This is a genomic window from Paenibacillus sp. JJ-100 (genome assembly GCF_948329825.1).
GTDB lineage: Bacteria > Bacillota > Bacilli > Paenibacillales > Paenibacillaceae > Paenibacillus.
The window spans coordinates 32,881-52,663 of sequence record NZ_CAOJCM010000005.1; the positions used below are offsets into that span (position 1 = coordinate 32,881).

The window sequence follows — 19,783 nt, forward strand, 5'->3', positions numbered from 1 at the left end:
ATGGACATCGACTTATTTTTCAGCCAGCCACCGGGAAGCATCTTTAGCATAATAAGTGATAATCATATCCGCTCCCGCACGTTTCATGCTAAGCAAGATTTCCATCGCTACCTTCTTCTCGTCGATCCAGCCCTGAATTGCGGCTGCCTTCACCATTGCGTACTCTCCGCTTACGTTGTAGGCAACCAGTGGAAGATCAAATTGATCCTTAATCGTGCGCATAATGTCCAGGTAAGACAGTGATGGTTTGACCATCAGCATATCAGCGCCTTCCAGCACATCAGTCTCCGCTTCGCGCAGCGCTTCGCGAGCATTCGCCGGGTCCATCTGATATGACTTTCGATCTCCGAATTGCGGCGTTGAATCTGCTGCTTCACGGAATGGGCCGTAGAACGCCGAAGCATATTTTACTGAATATGACATGATGGGGATATGGCTGAATCCATTCTCGTCCAGACCTGCACGAATCGCCTGAACGAAACCATCCATCATATTGGATGGTGCGATAATGTCTGCGCCTGCCTTGGCCTGGGATACCGCCGTTTTCACCAGCAGCTCCAGCGATTCGTCATTCAGAACATCACCGCAGATATGTCCATCAATCTCCGTCGTATGCACCATGCCGCAGTGCCCGTGATCGGTGAACTCACATAAACAAGTATCTGCGATCACCAGCAACTGAGGATACCAGGACTTGATTAGTCTCGTAGCTTCCTGCACAATCCCGTCCTCTGCAAAACCGGATGAACCTACGCTGTCTTTTGTTTCGGGAATACCGAACAACAATACAGCCGGAATGCCCAATTCAGCTATTTCTTTTACTTCTTCCTGTAATCGATCCAGTGAGAAACGGAATACACCTGGCATCGACTTAATCTCTGACTTTACATTTGTTCCATATGTGACATAGATCGGTTGGATGAAATCCTCCACATTCAGATGTGTCTCTCTCACCATGTTGCGAATGCCTGCCGATTGACGTAAGCGGCGATGACGTACAATTGGAAAACCCATTTATAACCTACCTCCCTGAAATTTCATACTGTAAAAAGGGGAAGCGCGCTGTTTCTTCTCGAATTCAGCACGCTCCATATATTCAGCCGAAGCTTGTCTTGTCACGATAACCATCGTGTACTTCACTTGCTTATATAACTATCATAACTCTGTTATGGATACATTCATTCAACCTATTTGCTTGCTTTTACAGCGTCACCCGTTCGTTTCCACTCGCATAAAACATCAATCAGGCTGGGGATCGTAGCTTCCTTCGCCATCATTGTGACTTGCAGTCCAGCAGCCTCCGCAGTCTTGGCTGTGAGTGGACCGATACAAGCAACCTCTACTCCCTTCAACAATGCCAGGGGATCTTCCACACCCATTTTTTCCAACATCTTCATGAAATTCGTCACCGTGGATGAACTTGTAAAGGTCATCGCATGGATGCCGCCCTCTTCAAGCAGTTTTAGCAATTCATCGTCTTCTTCACCCACAAGGATCGTATCATAGATAATGGCCTCGGTAACGTGCAATCCTCGCTCCCTTAATTGCTCCGGCAACCACGAACGTGCGAGGTCTCCATGAGGAATCAATACCTTGTCTCCTGCCTTAAGCTCACTTTCAAATGTTTCAAACATGCCCTCCGCTTGAAATGGTCCTTCGACAACTTCAGGCGCGATACCATGCTTGCGCAGAGCATCCGCTGTGGACGGTCCTACTGCAGCAATTCTTGCTTGATGGAGAGAGCGAATATCCTTACCTTCAATCTCCAGATGACGGAAGAAAAACTCTACACCGTTGACACTTGTAAAAAAGACCCAATCAAATGTATTTAACACCTGTAATGCATCTTTGACACTTTGTTTGGACGATTCACTGGAAGGCATCACGGTCTCAATGACTGGAAACTCATACGGTTCACCGCCCAGTTCCTCGATTCGATTCACCAGTTCACTCGCCTGACTTCGAGCACGAGTCACCAAAATACGTTTACCAAACAATGGCATCACTTCTGCCCATTTCAATTGCTCACGCTGATTGACAACCTCACCAACCACAATGACCGCTGGTGGTTGGAAATTCGCCTCAATCACCTTTGCTTCGATATTTTCCAGCGTTCCGGTAATAGTCTCCTGTTCTGCTCGTGTTCCCCAGCGTACAAGTGCCACAGGTGTGTCCGCTGGACGACCATGACGAATAAGCTGCTCGCTGATATAACCAATCTTGGCAACACCCATCATAAATACCAGTGTTCCCGTAGCGTTCGTTACTTTATCCCAATGAATGCTTCGATCTAGCTTGTCGGGACTCTCATGCCCCGTAATGATAGAGATTGAGGAAGCGTGATCACGATGTGTTACCGGGATACCCGCATACGCGGGCACGCTTATTGCTGCGGTTACACCAGGTATAATCTCAAATGGAATATCGTTTTTGTAGAGCAGCTCCGCTTCTTCACCTACCCGGCCAAAAATCGTAGGGTCTCCCCCTTTTAGGCGCACAACAACTTTGCCTTCCAATGCGAGATCAACTAACAGCTGATTAATCTCTTCCTGTTTCATCGTATGTCGATCTGGTCGTTTACCCACATAAATCTTCACTGCACCGGGTTTCATAAGTTTCAGCAATCGCGGACTCGCGAGCCGATCGTATACCACTGCATCTGCCTTGCCGATCGTCTCCCATCCTTTTACCGTAATCAGCTTTGCATCCCCAGGACCTGCGCCTACCAAATAGACCTTCCCCGCCATGCCTTCATCCCCTAACTTCTGCCAGAATCTGTTCCGCTCCGCGATCAATTAATCTCCAGGCCACTTCTTCTCCCAAACGAACCGGATCCTTGCCGCTCAACGTTTCTTTAAGAATTAGTCCACCGTCCGGCGTACCAACCATACCTGTTAATTGTAACTTGTTTTCACCGTTCAGGGAAACTGCATCTTGCTCTGGCTCCCATATCGCATGAGCACCGATGGGCACCTGACAGCCTCCATTCAGCACGCTAAGGAAGCGTCGTTCGGCCAATACTGGGGAAGCTGTTGCCGGATCATTATATAAAGTCAGCAGATGCAGCAGTTCCTCATCATCTTCTCGGCATTCAATACCAAGGGCTCCTTGTCCTACAGCAGGAAGGCAGGCTTCCTCAGACAAATATTCCGTAATCCGTTCCTCCCAGCCCATCCGATACAATCCCGCTGCAGCCAATATAATAGCGTCCAACCCTTCCGTTTCAAGTTTACGCAAACGTGAGTCGATATTACCGCGAATAGATTCCAGCTGCAGGTCTGGACGGTAAGCCTTCAGCTGACTTGATCTGCGCAAACTACTCGTTCCAATCCGCGCACCCTCTGGCAATTGATCCAGTGTAAGACCACTGCGAGACACAAGCGCATCCCTTGGATCAGCACGCCGGGGAACAGCACCGTTAACCAGACCTTCTGGCAGCTCGGAAGGCATGTCCTTCATGCTGTGCACAGCCATATCAATGGTGCGATCCAGCATCGCCTGTTCGATCTCTTTAACAAACAATCCTTTGCCCCCCACCTTGGACAAGGTGACATCCAAAATGAGGTCTCCCTTCGTGACAATCTTATGTACCTCAAAATCAAATGCTAAACCTTCCCGCTCACAAATATCTCGCAGATCCTGAATCACGTATCCAGTCTGAGTTAACGCCAGAGCACTCTGCCTGCTGCCCACTTTAATTGTACGCATATCTATATTTCCTCCTGATTACGGGATATCCAGTTCCCGATTTCTTCTTCGGTCCACCACTGAAATTCACCTGTTCGTATTTTGTCCAGTATGTCCATCTCCGTCAATCGCCGCAGAAGCGTTCTTCTTGTGGCAGAAGGCAGTTCGCGGGATTTAATCTCCATTCTCATCTGATGTAAAAAATCAAGATAGACCTCGTATTCATCTCCAAACTGCTGTTCCAATAAAGCACGAATCTCGGCTGCTGCTGCTGGCCCTGCACCAGAAGTCGAGATTGCAATGCTTAATCGTCCTCGTCTAACCACACTCGGCGTGATAAAGCTGCTGTTGCCGGAAGATATTGCATCATTCACGAGTATCGTCTCTGCCTCAGCTTCCTGTACCACAGCTCTATTAACTTGCGGATCATCAGTAGCTGCATATACGAGAAAGGCCCCCCGCAAATCTCCATTGCGGTAGGACCGAGCTATCCACTCCATTCGGGATTCTTGATGTAATTGTTGTAGGTATGGCGTAAGCTGAGGACTTATCACTGTAATTTGAGCCTTTGCCTCCAGCAACCCCTTTACCTTACGCTCAGCAACAATCCCGCCGCCGATTACGAAGACTGACTTGCCTGAAGTATTCACATAAATCGGCGTGTAGTGTTCCATACCTCTTCACTCTCCCGTCCAGCGATGAAACGCTGAGTAAGCATTGGATAAAAAACTGAGGATGATTAGCGCATATCCAACCAATGTCCATTTAGACATGATGATCATCGAGAATTGTTTTCTTCTCTTTACTACAAAATAGCCAACATAGATGGCAATTGCCAGACCTGTGGCAATCACCTTCAGGTCCAGAAGCAAGTGCCAACGTCGTTCCGCTACTATGGACAAAACAGCTAACACAACCGATACACCAAGAAGCGGGGTTCCGATCAATGTAGCACCGTCCATGTACTTTCCGATAACCTCCAGGCTTGGCAGGCGTCGTACGGTATCATTCCACTTTTTATTCTTGAGTTTGTGATGAAGGAACAAATAGAGCAGTGCCAATACTGCGGCAACCGTTAAAGCAGCAAAGCCCAGATTAGCCAGCGTTATGTGCATGATCAGCAGACCATGAACTGTCTGCCAGTTATGAAGCGAGATCTCCCCTGCTGTAAACCACAATCGATTCAACACTGTTACCGAAAATCCAACGATGTTAAGCAGCAGAATGACAAATTCCGAACGCTGGATTCGGGTCAAAATTAGCGATATCAGCACAATACTGAAAGAGAAAATAAACAGAAAGTCAAAAGTAGTATAAATAGGGAAGTGGCCTTCCATCCACATCCGTATAATAACATGGGTTACCTGTAGTCCCCAAACAACAATAAGAAACCCTGTGCCTGTCCGCTTCGCCCCCGCATTGCGTCGAATGCAGTCCGAGAAATAGAACAGTAGGCTCAGGGCATACATATAGATCAAAACTTCATAGACTTGTTCAGCAAGGGTCAAACTGCCCACCTGCCTTATACGCCTGCCGGAACATAAGCCGGCACGGGTTCTTGCCGGTTTTCATTAAGGTGAACAGCTGGTTTGCCTAGAGCAGTTGCGTCACTCTGATTCACCTTTTCAGCAGCCTTCTCCACCGCATCTTCCAGCGCAAAAATCTGGGTGAACATGCGTAGAGCTTCATCACCTTGCTTCGTACCTGCCATTTCCTTAATCCGGTTAATCGGATCCGTTGTCATTTGATTTACAATACTTTTCGTTAGACGACGAATGACTTTGCGTTGATGTTCATCGAGCTCTGGCAGCTTGTTAAACAGACTATCCATCGTTTCTTCATGAATAGATACGCCTTTTTCCTGCAATGCTCGAATGACGGGACGGACGCCGAGTGTTCTGAGCCATTGATAATAGTCTTCCATCTCTAGCTCAATCATTCTCTCGATTTTGGCCGCTTCGACTTTGCGCATCTCCAGATTGCTCTCCACAATCCCTTCCAGGTCGTCGATATCATAAAGGAATACATTGGAAATCTCCCCAATGGCTGGATCGATATCCCGCGGTACCGCAATGTCAATTAAAAACAGTGGTCGTGATTGTCTGCGCTTCATGCTTTCGCGAACAGTTGTTGCATCCAGCACATAACGTTCTGCCCCTGTAGAGCTGATAACGATGTCAACCTCACTCAGTCTTGCAAGTGCCTGCTCCATCGTACAAGGGGTTCCTCGGAATTTGCTAGCCAACTCTTCGGCTCTGGCGAGCGTACGATTGGCTACGATCACTTCAGATGCTCCATTGGCGTACAGATGCTTGACCGTAAGTTCACTCATTTTGCCGGCACCCAATATAAGTACCTTTTTGTCTGTGAACATTCCAAAGATCCGCTTGCCGAGTTCTACCGCTGCATAACTGACAGACACAGCACTCTCCCCGATGGATGTCTCCGAATGTGCCCGCTTGCCCAGGGTTACCGCCTGTTTAAACAACTTGTTAAACCAGGTGCCCGTAGACTTCTCTTCTTGCGCTTTGAAAAAAGCCTGTTTAACCTGACCCAGAATCTGAGTCTCTCCGATGACCATCGAATCCAGTCCACAGATTACCCTGAACAGATGGCGCATAGCTTGGTCATCTTCATATATATATAAGTGTTGCGTGAATTCTTCCCGTGGAACGTCAAACCATTGCTCCATGAATGTTCGAATAAAATAACCGCACATGTGAAGACGGTCGACCACAACGTACAGTTCAGTACGATTACAAGTGGTTACGATTACACCTTCCAATACACTCTTGGTCAGCTTGAGCTGCTGCAGCGCTTCAGACAAGTCCTTTTCTGCAAATGTGAATCGTTCTCTGACCTCTACAGGCGCCGTGCGATAATTCAAACCAACAACAACGATGTGCATTGCAAGTTCACCTGCCTAATAAATTTCCAATCAAAGTGCTTACTGTATAAGTCTATCCAGTTAAGATTGACATAGTTAATTATATCACACATCACGTCCATCACTCGCTCATTTTTATGAAATGTTTATGAAATCACGATGATGATTTATCATATGCATTGTCATTTATTGTAGTGTCTCACCATTATCCTCCGTTATACGTGAAATGATTGAACGACACAAATTCATATTTATAACAAATAGCCATGGAAACCTTCCATGACTATCTTGGTGCAGAAACATGATGTGTTCTTTAATTGTTAGTGCTTGTCTTGCTGAATCCCATCAACCACTTCATTCTCATTCTCTGAATCGGATTCCACGGGCGCATACTTATCTATGCGAGCATGACGCGTAATGATATCCCACAGTTCTTCCTTTCCCAGACCTTCCTCAGATGAAAAAGGGACAAATAAGTCGCCCGAGCGAAGACCCAGAGCTTCCTTGATCATTTTAATATGTTTGCCTCTACGTGTCTTCGGAATCTTGTCCATCTTCGTAGCAACAACGACCAATGGCAATCCATGGTGGCGCAGCCACTCATGCATCATCTTGTCGTCCTTAGACGGCTCATGTCTCATGTCTACCATCTGCATGACCAGTTTCAACTCATCACGTTGCAGTAAGTACTTCTCCATCATTTTACCCCAGGCAAAACGCTGCTCCTTGGAAACCTTCGCGTATCCATAGCCCGGAAAATCGACGAAGTATAGATCTTGATTGATCTTGTAATAGTTCAGTTGCTGGGTTTTACCCGGAGTTGCGCTTGTACGCGCCAAATTTTTGCGGTTAATCAACCGATTAATCAGTGATGACTTGCCTACATTGGAGCGCCCGGCGAGGGCAATCTCTGGCAAGCCGTCATCTGGATATTGTTCAGGCCGAACGGCACTAATAATGAATTCAGATTGATTCACTTTCAAATTGCATCTTTCCTCTCTTGAACTCCTGTCCTGCGAATATACATTTCAACATTTTATCTCGTATTATGCCATTATTCCTTCTATCATACCAAAAAAAAGACTGTTTTACTCGGAAAAACGATGATGATGTGCAAAAAAAATGCTACAACGCCAAAATCATATCGGTTCTCAATAAAAAACCGTTCTGTGGAAGCCAAAAGCTCCGCAGAACGGTCTACTCTTCATATGATACCTCTGGATATGGAATTAAAGACTAATGCCTGCCTGTTCGACCAGCGCATGCTGCAGCACCTGATCCATATGGGCTACGGGCACAAATTCCACATCTTCCTTGATACTATCCGGAATGTCGCGCAAATCGCGTTCGTTATCCTTAGGCAATAATATTTTTTTATAACCCGCACGGTGGGCAGCGAGCGACTTTTCCTTCAAACCGCCAATCGGCAGCACTCGTCCGCGCAGTGTGATTTCACCAGTCATGGCAACGTCCTTGGACACATGTTTGTTCGTCAAGGCCGAGATCAACGCAGTTGCCATCGTAATCCCCGCAGATGGACCATCTTTCGGAATAGCACCCTCAGGTACATGGATGTGAATGTCGTTTTTCTCATGAAAATCAGCGGCGATACCCAACTGTGCTGCTTTGGATCGCGTATAACTGAAGGCTGCCTGAGCTGATTCTTTCATTACATCTCCCAGTTTCCCTGTCAGGGTCAACTTACCTGTTCCAGGCACGACAGTTACTTCAATAACAAGCGTATCCCCGCCTACTTCAGTCCATGCCAGCCCTGTAACCGTGCCAATCTGATCTTCCAGCTCCGCCATACCATAGCGGAATTTGCCAGGACCCAGATACTCTTTGACATCATCTGGTGTAATGACAATCTGACCTTCTGCACCGGATACGATATTTTTAGCCGCCTTCCGGCACAATGATGCCATCTGCTGTTCCAGGTTCCGCACACCAGACTCACGTGTATATTCACGAATGACTTTCAGCAGACTCTCTTCTGGTATTTGCAACTGTTCTTCTTCCAGACCGTGATCCTTCTTCTGTTTCGGGAGCAAATATTTTTTGGATATTTGCAGTTTTTCCAGTTCGGTATACCCCGGGATATTCAGCATCTCCATACGATCTAGGAGCGGACGCGGAATGTTGTGCACAGTATTCGCTGTAGTTACAAACATAACGTTCGACAAGTCAAATGGCAGCTCCACAAAGTGGTCACTAAACGTGTTGTTCTGCTCAGGATCCAGCACCTCAAGCAATGCAGCTGAAGGGTCTCCACGGAAGTCGGAAGCCATCTTGTCGATCTCATCCAGCAAAAATACAGGGTTAAGTGATCCTGCTGTTTTCATCCCCTGGATTATGCGACCTGGCATCGCTCCCACATAGGTACGACGGTGTCCACGAATCTCCGCTTCATCCCGCACACCACCGAGTGAGATACGTACGAACTCCCGTCCCAGTGATCTTGCGATCGAACGAGCTAGAGATGTTTTACCTACCCCTGGTGGTCCAACTAGACACAGGATTGGACCTTTCAACTTCTTGACGAGCTTCTGCACGGCCAGATATTCCAGTACACGCTCTTTAGGTTTCTCCAGACCGTAATGATCTGCGTTAAGCACATCTTCAGCTTTCTGGATATCTAGATCATCCTCGGTCATCTGGCTCCAAGGCAAGGCAAGCAACCAATCCACATAGTTACGGATGACGCCTCCCTCCGCAGAACTAGCCGGCATTTTCTCCAGTCGATCAATTTCCTTCTCGACCTTTTCTTTTACCTTGTCCGGCAGGCCAAGACTTTCCATCTGATTACGAAGTTCTTCCACTTCGCCTGCACGGCCCTCTTTTTCGCCGAGTTCCTTCTGGATCGCTTTCATCTGCTCACGCAAGTAGTATTCCTTCTGGGTCTTCTCCATCTGTTTCTTCACACGCTGGCTGATCTTGCGTTCAAGTTCAAGCACTTCGCGTTCATTATTCAAGATGTCCAGCAGTTTCTCCAGACGCTCGCGAACGTCGATGGTCTCCAGAATTTCTTGTTTATCTTTGATCTTCAGAGACAGATGGCTTGTGATCACGTCTGCTAGACGCCCCGGCTCTTCAATGTCGGACACGGCCGCCAGTGTCTCGGGGGTTACTTTTTTGGACAGATTAATATAACTCTCGAACTGGTTCAGAACGGTACGCATGAGGGCGTCCGTCTCTGGATGTACAGTATCATCCTCAGGCAACTCCTGTGCGAGCACCTCGTAATAATCTTCGTTGTCCGTATATTCAATAATTTCAGCCCGTTCCAAGCCCTCCACAAGTACTCGAATCGTTCCATTGGGCAGCTTCAGCATCTGTCTAACTTTAGCTACGGTCCCAATTCGAAATATATCCTCTCGTGTGGGTTCTTCAATATTTACCTCGGCTTGGGAACATAGGAGAATCAAATGTTCTTCTACCATCGCTTTTTCTAAAGCCTTGACCGATTTCTCCCGGCCCACATCGAGATGCAGCACCATACTCGGGTAGACGAGAAGTCCTCTTAAAGGCAGTAAAGGAAAACGACGACCTTTCGTTTTGCTCGGTCCCATCGCTTTCGCACCTCCAATGGCTCTCAGGTTGTAGTCATCCATTATTCTATCAAATGTTCACATAAAAAACCAATGAAGGGAATCCCTTAGCAGCCGCCTGAATCTGTTACCTTTCCCTGACGAGGGGACTCTGCACGCAAGAAAGAGGCCGATGCCGGAGGGAATACCTCGGGCTTGGGTGATGCAATCTCTTCCGCTACTACCTGTGATTGTTCGATTTGTGATGCTTCCGGTTTCCAATCGAACACCTCGCGAAACACATCCTGAACGGTATCTACCGGGATCACTCGCAGGCCTTCCAGATTATCAAAAATAGACTGCCAATTCTCAGCCGGTATAATGACCGTCTTCGCACCAGCCTGGAAAGCCGCCTCTACCTTCGCTAGTACACCACCAATCGGTTTGACACGACCGTGAATACTAATCTCACCTGTCATCGCAATCTCATGGTCTACAGGACGCCCTTGTATGGCAGAAGTAATCGCTGTTGCCATAGCTATTCCAGCAGATGGACCATCGATCGGCGTGCCTCCTGGGAAATTCACATGTAAATCGTAATCACTCGTGCGGATTCCCATCGCTTTCAGGACGGTTAACACATTTTCAACCGAGCCCTTAGCCATACTTTTCCGCCGGAGTGTACGGGATCCGCCTCCAATCTCTTCCTCATCCACTACTCCTGTGATGTTGATACGTCCTTGCTCTTTCGGTGCGGGAACGGCTGACACCTCGATCTCCAGAATCGTGCCCATGTTCGGCCCGTATACGGCGAGTCCATTGACAAACCCAACCTGCGGCTTGGAAGGAACCTTCCGATCCGGTCTAGGCTGGATCTGACTGCTCCCTGCTACCCACTCCACATCAGAAGCCTGAAGAGTTTCACGCTTCTCAGTGAGTGCAAGTCCAGCTGCCAGTTGAATGATGTTGACCGCTTCGCGTCCGTTGGTCGCATATCGCTTGACCACTTCTACGGCATCCGGGCAAGGGCTAAACCCAATTTTCTGCACGGCATCCTCCGCAATTTTCCCAATCTCTTCTGGTAACAATGGACGGAAATAGACCTCCATACACCGTGAACGTAGTGCAGGAGGAAGCTCATGAGGAGAGCGTGTCGTTGCTCCAACAAGACGAAAATCGGCTGGCAACCCATTCTGGAAAATATCGTGGATATAAGCAGGAGTATGCGTATCTTCTGAGTTATAGTACGCACTTTCCAAAAAGACCTTGCGGTCTTCCAGTACTTTCAACAGCTTATTCATCTGAATAGAATGTAATTCTCCGATTTCATCAATAAATAACATACCACCATGTGCTTTAGTTACTGCTCCTGGCTTCGGCTGTGGAATACCCGCAACCCCCATCGCTCCCGCTCCCTGATAGATCGGATCATGAACCGAACCAATCAGCGGATCAGCAATACCTCGCTCATCAAAACGAGCCGTGGTCGCATCCAGCTCCGTGAATTTAGCATCTGCCTTGAAAGGAGAGGCTGGATTTTTTTTGGCTTCTTCTAGCACAACCCTTGCAGCTGCCGTTTTCCCCACTCCCGGCGGACCATATATGATTACATGCTGTGGATTACCACTGCATAAAGCCGCTTTGAGGGCACGTAATCCATCTTTTTGTCCAACAATATCGTTAATTGTTGCTGGACGTGTCTTCTCTGCCAGTGGCTTGGTCAACGAGATCGAACGCAGCTTACGCAGCTTCTCTAGTTCTTTTCGCGATTCACGTTCAACCGCAGTTCTGTTTGTTTTCTGGCCTCGAAGCAGATTCCAAAAATATAGCCCAACCACCACTCCAAAAAATAACTGTATCATCATGAATACCATGCCTAGCTCACCCATAATTCATCATCCTCCTGTTCTATCCTTCTTCTCATCTGTGTCATGCTAATACTTGGTAGTATAGCCTTTTCAGCGAGACGTAAACGGAACAAGCAGAATTTGTGCCAGAGAATTTGTTCGATTCCATGTAAAAAGCCCGCCAAGAACGGCGGGCCTTCACTTTACAACTTATAAAAAATCAATGTCACCAGAATATGAGCATAGGAATCTGTTGAATCTGTTTGTACTTGTACATAAAAGATTCAATCGTAATTAGTGCGAGCGTCCGGGGATAACACCTGTCTCTTCATACACTTCGACGATCTTGTCGATCTCTTTCTTCAGTTCCTCTACCATGGTCTCTTCTGGTACTTTACGAATCATCTCACCATGACGGAACAAGAGACCTTCACCGCGAGCACCAGCAATCCCGATATCCGCTTCTTTTGCTTCACCTGGACCATTAACCGCACAGCCAAGTACGGATACTTTAATCGGTACCTTTAACTTTGAGATATACTCTTCCACTTCGTTAGCAATAGAGAAGAGGTCAATATCCAGACGTCCACATGTTGGACATGAGATAAGTGTAGCAGCATTAGTAATCAGTCCAAATGTTTTGAGCAGATCGCGGGCTACTTTGATCTCTTCTACTGGATCTGCACTCAAGGAGATCCGCATTGTAGAACCAATGCCCATAGAAAGCAAAGCTCCCATGCCGGCTGAACTTTTGACCGTTCCAGAGAACAGCGTGCCTGCTTCAGTAATCCCCAGATGTAATGGATATGGAATGATCTGTGCCGCCTTAGTGTATGCTTCGATTGCCATCGGCACATCTGATGCCTTAAGGGATACGATGATATCATGGAAATCTAGCTCTTCCAGGATTCCGATGTGGTACAACGCACTTTCAACCATAGCATCGGCTGTTGGATAACCGTACTTTTCGAGCAAGTGGTTCTCCAGAGAACCCGCATTTACCCCAATTCGAATCGGAATACCTTTCTCCTTACAAGCTTTAACAACTTCTTCGACTTTGGTACGTTTACCGATGTTACCAGGGTTAATCCGTACCTTATCAATACCATTCTCAATAGCAAGCAAAGCCAGCTTATAGTTGAAATGAATATCCGCTACTAGCGGAATGTGAATTCGCTTCTTAATTTCTTTAATCGCTGCCGCAGCTTCTTCATTATTCACCGTTACACGCACCACTTGGCATCCGGCTTCTTCCAGTCGCAGAATTTCTGCAACGGTCGCCTCCACGTCTGCTGTTTTAGTTGTACACATACTCTGAATAATAACTTCGTTACTGCCGCCAATAGTCAAATTCCCAACTTTAACGGGACGGGTATCTTGTCTTAAATACATGAGTGATTTCTCTCCCCACAACGTCAAAGCTCCACTCTGACAAAAGACCCTATATAAGCCTTCTGCCCAAGTGGAGAACTGACAAGTCTATATTTCAAAGATCAGCTGAAGCTGTGCCACTTAGGCACTCTCTTCCTGCTTATCGTCCTTTGATTGGCCAAGTTCAGGCACAACTTTTTTCTCAACAACCTCTTCGGTAATGACACAGCTAGTCACGTCTTCACGTGAAGGCACTTCATACATAATTTCGAGCATAATGCCTTCAATAATTGCACGCAAACCACGTGCACCTGTGTTACGCTTGATGGCTTCTTTTGCAATCGCCAGCAAAGCACCTGGTTCAAACACCAGATTAACATTGTCCAGCTCAAGCAGTTTCTGGTACTGCTTCGTCAGCGCGTTTTTCGGTTCGGAAAGAATCCGTACCAACGTATCTTCGTCCAATGGCTCCAACGTAGAGATCACTGGCAAACGACCTACGAATTCAGGAATCAAACCGAATTTCAGCAAGTCTTCCGGCAATACCATACCCAGGTATTCACCCGGTTTCAAATCTTTTTGCTCCGAAACGGTGTTAAAGCCAATGACTTTTTTACCGATCCGGCGTTTGATCATCTGCTCCAGACCGTCGAAGGCACCGCCGCAAATGAACAGAATGTTTGTTGTATCAATCTGAATGAACTCTTGATGTGGATGCTTACGACCACCTTGTGGCGGCACGGAAGCAACGGTACCTTCAAGAATTTTCAGCAAAGCTTGTTGCACACCTTCACCGGATACGTCACGAGTAATGGACGGGTTCTCCGATTTACGTGCCACTTTATCAATTTCATCAATATAGATAATGCCGCGTTCTGCTTTTTCCACGTCATAGTCAGCTGCTTGGATCAATTTGAGCAGAATGTTCTCCACATCCTCACCCACGTATCCTGCTTCTGTCAATGAAGTCGCATCGGCAATAGCAAAAGGAACATTCAGGATTTTCGCCATCGTTTGTGCAAGCAACGTTTTACCCGAACCTGTAGGTCCTAACAGCAAAATGTTACTCTTGGAGAGCTCAACATCCTCAATTTTACTTTGTGTATTGATGCGTTTGTAGTGGTTGTACACCGCAACAGACAATGATTTTTTCGCTTGTTCCTGACCAATAACGTATTGATCGAGGATATCACGAATTTCTTTTGGTTTCGGAATGTCTTTCAGGTCCAGTTCTTCATCATGACCCAGTTCTTCCTCTACAATTTCGGTGCAAAGCTCGATACATTCATCACAGATGTATACGCCTGGTCCAGCGACCAGCTTGCGAACCTGCTCCTGAGATTTACCGCAAAAAGAGCATTTCAGTTGCCCTTTCTCATCGTTAAATTTAAACATGAAACCACCCCTTTAGGAATTGATCGGTCTGCTGAGCACCTGGTCAATAATGCCGTACGTTTTCGCTTCTTCAGCACTCATGAAAAAGTCACGGTCTGTATCCCGCTCAATTTTATCAAGGGGCTGACCTGTACGATCAACATATATTTGATTCAGTTTCTGACGAGTTTTAATGATCCATTCTGCGTGGATTTTAATATCCGCAGCCTGTCCCTGAACACCGCCAAGTGGCTGGTGTATCATGACTTCGCTGTTCGTAAGCGCATATCTTTTACCAGGAGCACCTGCGGTCAGTAACAGAGAACCCATGCTCGCTGCCATTCCTACACAAATGGTTGATACATCCGGTTGGATAAATTGCATCGTATCGTATATACCCATCCCTGCCGTAACAGAACCACCAGGTGAATTAATGTACAAGCTGATATCCTTCTCGGGATCATCGGCTGCCAAAAACAAAAGCTGAGCTATGACAAGATTGGCTACATCGTCATCAATCGCACTGGTCAGAAAAATAATGCGATCCTTCAGCAAACGTGAATATATATCGTAAGAACGCTCGCCCCGATTGGTTTGTTCAACAACCATTGGCACCAGACTCATGAGACCAACCTCTTTTCTACATGTAATTAGACATAGGCTGACTGTAAAGCAAACCCAAAATTATTTTAACATGTTCCTGTGACAATGTCATTTTTCAAGAATCACGTCATCTTAAGCATGTTTACGATTTAGCCTGATCATATTTAACCATGTTTTCTATGTATGTGCAAATTACATCCATCCTATGCCGTCTAGGCCTTTTTTTATTTTATACCCAGGCTAAATGGTATGAAATCTACAAAAATGGGCAACATGCCAAGAAAAACAAATCAACATCCATATCAATACTCATTTTTCTATAAAATGGATGTATCAATTTAAAAATAAGGCACGCAATGATTCACGTGCCTTATCATTTATGAAGCTGTCACATTCGCACAGCTTGTCTTATTTTTTGTCAGCTTTTGCAGGAGCTTCTTCAGCTGGAGCTTCAACCGGCTCAACAACTTTGCTGTTCTCCACGAGAACGTCGATTGTTTTGCGCAGTTTCACTTCATCACGAAGACTGTCGAGGGAACCATTACCTTCAAGGATACCACGGATCTCTTCCGCAGGACGCTTGTAAGATTCAGCCATTTTCTCGAGTTCTTGATTCACTTCTTCATCGGAAACTTCGATCTTTTCTGCGTTACCTACTGCTTCAAGCACCAGGTTGTTACGAACACGTTTCGCAGCATCATCTTGCATTTGTGCTCTCAAGTCAGCTTGTGTCTGACCGGAGAAGCTCAAGAACATCTCAAGGTTCATCCCTTGGTTGCGAAGACGGTTGTCGAAATCGCGCATCATGTTCTGTACTTCGCTGTCAACCATTGCAGAAGGGATGTCCACTTCAGCGTTTTCAGCTACTTTTTCTACAACTGCATTTTCCTGTGCAGCTTTGAACTCATCTTCTTTACGGGATTCCAGTTGTTTCTTGAGATCAGCTTTGTACTCTTCAAGTGTATCGAATTCACTAACATCTTTGGCAAACTCATCATCCAGTTCTGGAAGCTGTTTGCGTTTGATTTCGTGAACTTTCACTTTGAATACCGCTTGTTTACCAGCCAATTCAGCTGCATGGTAGCTCTCTGGGAAAGTTACTTCCACGTCTTTGAAGTCACCTGTGGACAAGCCTACAACTTGCTCTTCAAATCCAGGAATGAATGTGTTGGAACCCAGCTCCAAGGAGTAACGCTCTGCTTTACCACCTTCGAAAGGTACACCATCAACAGAACCGTCGAAGTCGATTACAGCTACGTCGCCGTTTGCTGCAGCACCTTCGTCAATGACAACCAGCTCAGCATGACGCTGTTGCAGACGCTCCAGCTCTTCTGCTACTTCAGCATCAGTAACTTCACCTTTAGCTACAGCAACTTCGATTCCTTTGTAGTCACCCAGAGTAACTTCAGGTTTCACTGTTACTTTCGCTTTAAATTTGAAGGATTGTCCTTTAGCGAATTGCTCGATGTCTACATCAGGACGATCGACTGGGAAGATATCCGTTTGATCGATTGCTTCTGTATAAGCTTCAGGAAGCAAAATATCGATTGCATCCTGGTAAAGGCTCTCCACTCCGAAGCGAGCTTCAAAGATTGGACGTGGCACTTTACCTTTACGGAATCCAGGTACGTTTGCTTGTTTTACTACTTTATTAAAAGCTTTATCGAGTGCTTCAGTTACACGATCAGCACTGACTTCAACCTCAAGAACCCCAAGGTTCTTCTCTATCTTTTCCCAAGTTGCTTTCATTGTATACTTTCCCCTCCAAAATTCACATGTTCACGTAGGCAATCACGCACAAAATAACCATTTTAGTATAAACAAGTTTACATTCTTTTTCAAGGGGATTCCCTTGATACCATTTAAGGTAAACGTTTTAACCCTTAATGTCCATCCAAACCGGCAGAAACAAACTGCTTTATGGAGCGATAGGCTTGCTCGAGCCGAAACCTCATTGCACCTGTCACAGCGTACATCGAGCGTGTATTCTCTTCATCATGGGAGCCACCCAGGCTGTCTGCCACTGTCATATGTAGTGCGGCGGCCCAAATATCTGCCATTGCATCATTTTGTTCCAGCATAGACTGGTAATCCCGAGTTCCATAGACGGCCATAACATATTGTATCCACAGTTCTTGAGCAAAATAAAATAGAGTAGGTTCATGAACCTCCGTCTGATCTGCTACTCGTTCCAGAATCTGCACAATCGGAAGCGGGAACTCTTCTGGTTTAAGCGGAACGTCAGCAAGATCAATCTCTACCTCTTCGTCACCTCTCGTAAACCGAACGATGTCTTGCCGGCCTCTGCGGCGAAGCGTTTGAAGCACCCTGAACTGTAATAACGGATGAAGCGTTTTGGTCTGAAGCCACTGAACCAGTTCTTCATCTACCTTGGGAACATCCAGAAATGCCAGTTGTTCCAGCGCCAGCATGGTTTGTTCAGACAGTGGTCCTTCCATAACTGTGCGTAGCAACTTATCAGCATAACCGTCGTCTTGCGCAAGTTTGGACTTGGCATGTTGTCTGGCCATCTCTTCCTCGCTGACGTCTTCTTCCTCTTCTTCACTTATGGTCGGTGTATCCATTCCTTCATATTGAGGAAACGCCGCCTGCAGCCATTCCAGCAAAGCCCGCCACTCATCATAGTGACGTTCTTCCTGCCCTTGGCATTGCAGCAAAAAGCGAAGCAATTCCATTGCTTCACCATTACGTTCATTTTCAAGCATAACCGTCAGTTGGATCTGATAATAGTCCAGCGTCTTTGGAAACAGCACGATCTTATTGTTGTGCTCATTGTCCGGGGTCGTGGATTCCTTGATAGGAGCACCTCCTCTGTTCCTGAATCTCCAGCGGGAATCGACCATGAATAGATATATATCAAAGAATATGGATCTATTTTCTAAGTTCTTCTGATATTCTAACATAACCCTAATTAGAAAGAAAAAAACGTTACGGCCGCCAAATATCATATCCGAAAATGAACCAAAAATAAAACAATTGATATTATTTTTTATTTATGATAAAATCATTTTTGCTTGAAAAAATTCATGTCTCAGTAGCTCAGCAGGATAGAGCAACGGCCTTCTAAGCCGTCGGTCGGGGGTTCGAATCCCTCCTGGGACGTCATGAAAGAAGCTTCCTTCGGGGAGCTTTTTTTGCGTTCTAGGGATGAGAACCCCAATGGTTCGTCGAAGCATAAGCTTCGTTAGCATATACATCGCAGTCTCGACTGTAAGGAGTATCCCTCCTGGGACGTCAAAAAAGAAGCTTCCTCCGGGAAGCTTCTTTTTTGCGTTCTGGGGATAAGAACCCCAATGGTTCGTCGAAGCATAAGCTTCGTTAGCATTTACATTGCAGTCTCGACTGTAAGGAGAGTATCCCTCCTGGGACGTCAAAAAAGAAGCTTCCTCCGGGGAGCTTCTTTTGCGTTCTAGGGATGAGAACCCAGGTTTAAATTACCATTAATAAAACAATTATACTCTGGCTTGCTACCTCTCTCCTTCATCTCCCTTTCACCCCACTATCTCATAACAAAAATCAACAAATGTCACATTCTGGCACATTTAAAACGTAGTACCTTACAAATACAGCAATCCAAAGGAGAGTTTTATATGAAAAAGAACATGAAGTACAAGACAAGTCTAATCGCTTTGGCAGCAGCTATGCTATTCATTCCGGCCTCAAGTTTTGCAGATGATCTCCACAGCAACCAAATCTTTAAGCTAACCAATAACAAAGGGGAGGTTGTCTATGAGCAAAAGCCATACGAGGCCTCCCAAAAGTCGGACAACTCCGCCCAGGATTTGCATCTGGCTTCAAAGAGCCATAGCTTAGCAAATGAGCTACTGAAGAAAGGGGAAGCCGCCCTGTTCTACATTGCCGAGGACAATCCACAGCGCAAAACCAACATTGTGCGAACATCAATGAGCTTCAAAGAAGCAACCAAGCTGAGTAAGCAGCTAAAGGGACAATCGGTTAAAATTTTGGATACCATCCAGCAGAAATACAAATTTGACAGTGCCAGCGTAACATATCATCCAGTCTTGTCTGATTCCGAGCGAGCCAAACTGACTGATCAGCTGGAGCAGCAGGCCGTAAAGTCCGGTAAAGGCTATGCCATGCAGAAACTTAAGCTGACCGGTAAGCACTGGAACCTTTTCAGCACATATAAAAATGGAAGCAGCGAGTTGCTGGTTCAGGCTATGAAATCCGATGAGAAAATCACAATTCTTACTCCTTCCGAGCAGACAGGGGTCACGCGAGAGCTGATCAATTCAGGAGGAACTGAAATGCTCTATTCATCGTATATCGAATCCGAGTCTCAGGATTTCAAATCTTCAGGCCAAGGCATTACATTTGTTTACAGCATCCCTAATAGTGAGTTTCATATCAAGTACCATATTGAAGACATCGGCAGCAAGCTGAGTAAACAGGAGTTCATCAAGCTCGCCCAATCGTATCTGAAATAAGACGCGGAGTAAGAGGCC

The 19,783-nt window shown here is 46.3% G+C and carries 16 protein-coding genes and 1 tRNA gene; 2 read left to right on the forward strand and 15 right to left on the reverse strand.

The features are described from left to right. Nucleotides 1-12: 12 nt before the first annotated feature. From hemB to PQG66_RS18440, 15 genes are all read right to left on the reverse strand, one after another. Nucleotides 13-1,014 (reverse strand): porphobilinogen synthase, encoded by a 1,002-nt coding sequence (gene hemB / locus PQG66_RS18370; protein ID WP_272039249.1) that lies wholly within the window; start codon nt 1,012-1,014, stop codon nt 13-15. Then, nucleotides 1,015-1,140 carry a hypothetical protein gene (locus tag PQG66_RS18375; protein ID WP_272039250.1) on the reverse strand — a complete coding sequence of 42 codons (126 nt, stop codon included), beginning with the start codon at nt 1,138-1,140 and terminating at the stop codon, nt 1,015-1,017. It lies immediately after the preceding gene. A gap of 47 nt (nt 1,141-1,187) precedes the next feature. Further along, nucleotides 1,188-2,747: a uroporphyrinogen-III C-methyltransferase gene (gene cobA / locus PQG66_RS18380; RefSeq protein WP_272039251.1), complete on the reverse strand. Its 1,560-nt coding sequence runs from the start codon at nt 2,745-2,747 to the stop codon at nt 1,188-1,190. Between the two features lie 4 nt (nt 2,748-2,751). Then, nucleotides 2,752-3,708 (reverse strand): hydroxymethylbilane synthase, encoded by a 957-nt coding sequence (hemC, locus tag PQG66_RS18385; protein WP_272039252.1) that lies wholly within the window; start codon nt 3,706-3,708, stop codon nt 2,752-2,754. A 2-nt stretch (nt 3,709-3,710) separates the two neighbouring features. Beyond that, nucleotides 3,711-4,361, reverse strand: coding sequence for a precorrin-2 dehydrogenase/sirohydrochlorin ferrochelatase family protein (locus tag PQG66_RS18390; RefSeq protein WP_272039253.1), 651 nt, complete (start codon nt 4,359-4,361; stop codon nt 3,711-3,713). A gap of 6 nt (nt 4,362-4,367) precedes the next feature. Continuing rightward, entirely contained in the window at nt 4,368-5,195 is an 828-nt protein-coding gene (gene ccsA / locus PQG66_RS18395; protein WP_442955131.1) for a cytochrome c biogenesis protein CcsA, read from the reverse strand. Nucleotides 5,196-5,209: 14 nt separating this feature from the next. Next, entirely contained in the window at nt 5,210-6,595 is a 1,386-nt protein-coding gene (hemA, locus tag PQG66_RS18400) for a glutamyl-tRNA reductase (protein ID WP_272039254.1), read from the reverse strand. Nucleotides 6,596-6,894: 299 nt separating this feature from the next. Further along, nucleotides 6,895-7,557 (reverse strand): ribosome biogenesis GTP-binding protein YihA/YsxC, encoded by a 663-nt coding sequence (gene yihA / locus PQG66_RS18405; RefSeq protein WP_272039255.1) that lies wholly within the window; start codon nt 7,555-7,557, stop codon nt 6,895-6,897. A 246-nt stretch (nt 7,558-7,803) separates the two neighbouring features. After that, nucleotides 7,804-10,143, reverse strand: coding sequence for an endopeptidase La (gene lon, locus PQG66_RS18410; RefSeq protein WP_272039256.1), 2,340 nt, complete (start codon nt 10,141-10,143; stop codon nt 7,804-7,806). 86 nt (nt 10,144-10,229) lie between these two features. Further along, on the reverse strand, nt 10,230-11,990 hold the full coding sequence (lonB, locus tag PQG66_RS18415; protein ID WP_272039257.1) for an ATP-dependent protease LonB: 1,761 nt from the start codon (nt 11,988-11,990) through the stop codon (nt 10,230-10,232). Between the two features lie 252 nt (nt 11,991-12,242). Further along, complete coding sequence (gene ispG, locus PQG66_RS18420) at nt 12,243-13,340, reverse strand: flavodoxin-dependent (E)-4-hydroxy-3-methylbut-2-enyl-diphosphate synthase (RefSeq protein WP_272039258.1); 1,098 nt, start codon at nt 13,338-13,340, stop codon at nt 12,243-12,245. A gap of 120 nt (nt 13,341-13,460) precedes the next feature. Beyond that, complete coding sequence (gene clpX / locus PQG66_RS18425; RefSeq protein WP_272039260.1) at nt 13,461-14,714, reverse strand: ATP-dependent protease ATP-binding subunit ClpX; 1,254 nt, start codon at nt 14,712-14,714, stop codon at nt 13,461-13,463. A 12-nt stretch (nt 14,715-14,726) separates the two neighbouring features. Beyond that, nucleotides 14,727-15,317 carry an ATP-dependent Clp endopeptidase proteolytic subunit ClpP gene (clpP, locus tag PQG66_RS18430; RefSeq protein WP_272039262.1) on the reverse strand — a complete coding sequence of 197 codons (591 nt, stop codon included), beginning with the start codon at nt 15,315-15,317 and terminating at the stop codon, nt 14,727-14,729. A 387-nt stretch (nt 15,318-15,704) separates the two neighbouring features. Next, nucleotides 15,705-17,045, reverse strand: a complete 1,341-nt coding sequence (tig, locus tag PQG66_RS18435; protein WP_272039264.1) for a trigger factor — start codon at nt 17,043-17,045, stop codon at nt 15,705-15,707. A 134-nt stretch (nt 17,046-17,179) separates the two neighbouring features. After that, nucleotides 17,180-18,160, reverse strand: a complete 981-nt coding sequence (locus PQG66_RS18440) for a hypothetical protein (RefSeq protein WP_442955127.1) — start codon at nt 18,158-18,160, stop codon at nt 17,180-17,182. Nucleotides 18,161-18,345: 185 nt separating this feature from the next. On the opposite strand from PQG66_RS18440, the gene PQG66_RS18445 reads away from it, so the two are divergent. Further along, nucleotides 18,346-18,419: transfer RNA gene (locus PQG66_RS18445), tRNA-Arg, on the forward strand. 488 nt (nt 18,420-18,907) lie between these two features. Then, the gene (locus PQG66_RS18450; RefSeq protein WP_272039265.1) at nt 18,908-19,765 is read left to right on the forward strand and encodes a hypothetical protein; all 858 of its coding nucleotides are present in this window, start codon (nt 18,908-18,910) and stop codon (nt 19,763-19,765) included. Nucleotides 19,766-19,783 lie beyond the last annotated feature (18 nt).

Bases quoted from the DNA above. Each gene is read 5' to 3' on its own strand.
- PQG66_RS18450 (WP_272039265.1), top strand. From the start codon at position 18,908: ATGAAAAAGAACATGAAGTACAAGACAAGTCTAATCGCTTTGGCAGCA.
- clpP (WP_272039262.1), bottom strand. From the start codon at position 15,317: ATGAGTCTGGTGCCAATGGTTGTTGAACAAACCAATCGGGGCGAGCGT.
- hemB (WP_272039249.1), bottom strand. From the start codon at position 1,014: ATGGGTTTTCCAATTGTACGTCATCGCCGCTTACGTCAATCGGCAGGC.
- PQG66_RS18390 (WP_272039253.1), bottom strand. From the start codon at position 4,361: ATGGAACACTACACGCCGATTTATGTGAATACTTCAGGCAAGTCAGTC.
- cobA (WP_272039251.1), bottom strand. From the start codon at position 2,747: ATGGCGGGGAAGGTCTATTTGGTAGGCGCAGGTCCTGGGGATGCAAAG.
- PQG66_RS18440 (WP_442955127.1), bottom strand. From the start codon at position 18,160: ATGGTCGATTCCCGCTGGAGATTCAGGAACAGAGGAGGTGCTCCTATC.
- ispG (WP_272039258.1), bottom strand. From the start codon at position 13,340: ATGTATTTAAGACAAGATACCCGTCCCGTTAAAGTTGGGAATTTGACT.
- lon (WP_272039256.1), bottom strand. From the start codon at position 10,143: ATGGGACCGAGCAAAACGAAAGGTCGTCGTTTTCCTTTACTGCCTTTA.
- hemC (WP_272039252.1), bottom strand. From the start codon at position 3,708: ATGCGTACAATTAAAGTGGGCAGCAGGCAGAGTGCTCTGGCGTTAACT.
- clpX (WP_272039260.1), bottom strand. From the start codon at position 14,714: ATGTTTAAATTTAACGATGAGAAAGGGCAACTGAAATGCTCTTTTTGC.
- lonB (WP_272039257.1), bottom strand. From the start codon at position 11,990: ATGGGTGAGCTAGGCATGGTATTCATGATGATACAGTTATTTTTTGGA.
- hemA (WP_272039254.1), bottom strand. From the start codon at position 6,595: ATGCACATCGTTGTTGTTGGTTTGAATTATCGCACGGCGCCTGTAGAG.
- tig (WP_272039264.1), bottom strand. From the start codon at position 17,045: ATGAAAGCAACTTGGGAAAAGATAGAGAAGAACCTTGGGGTTCTTGAG.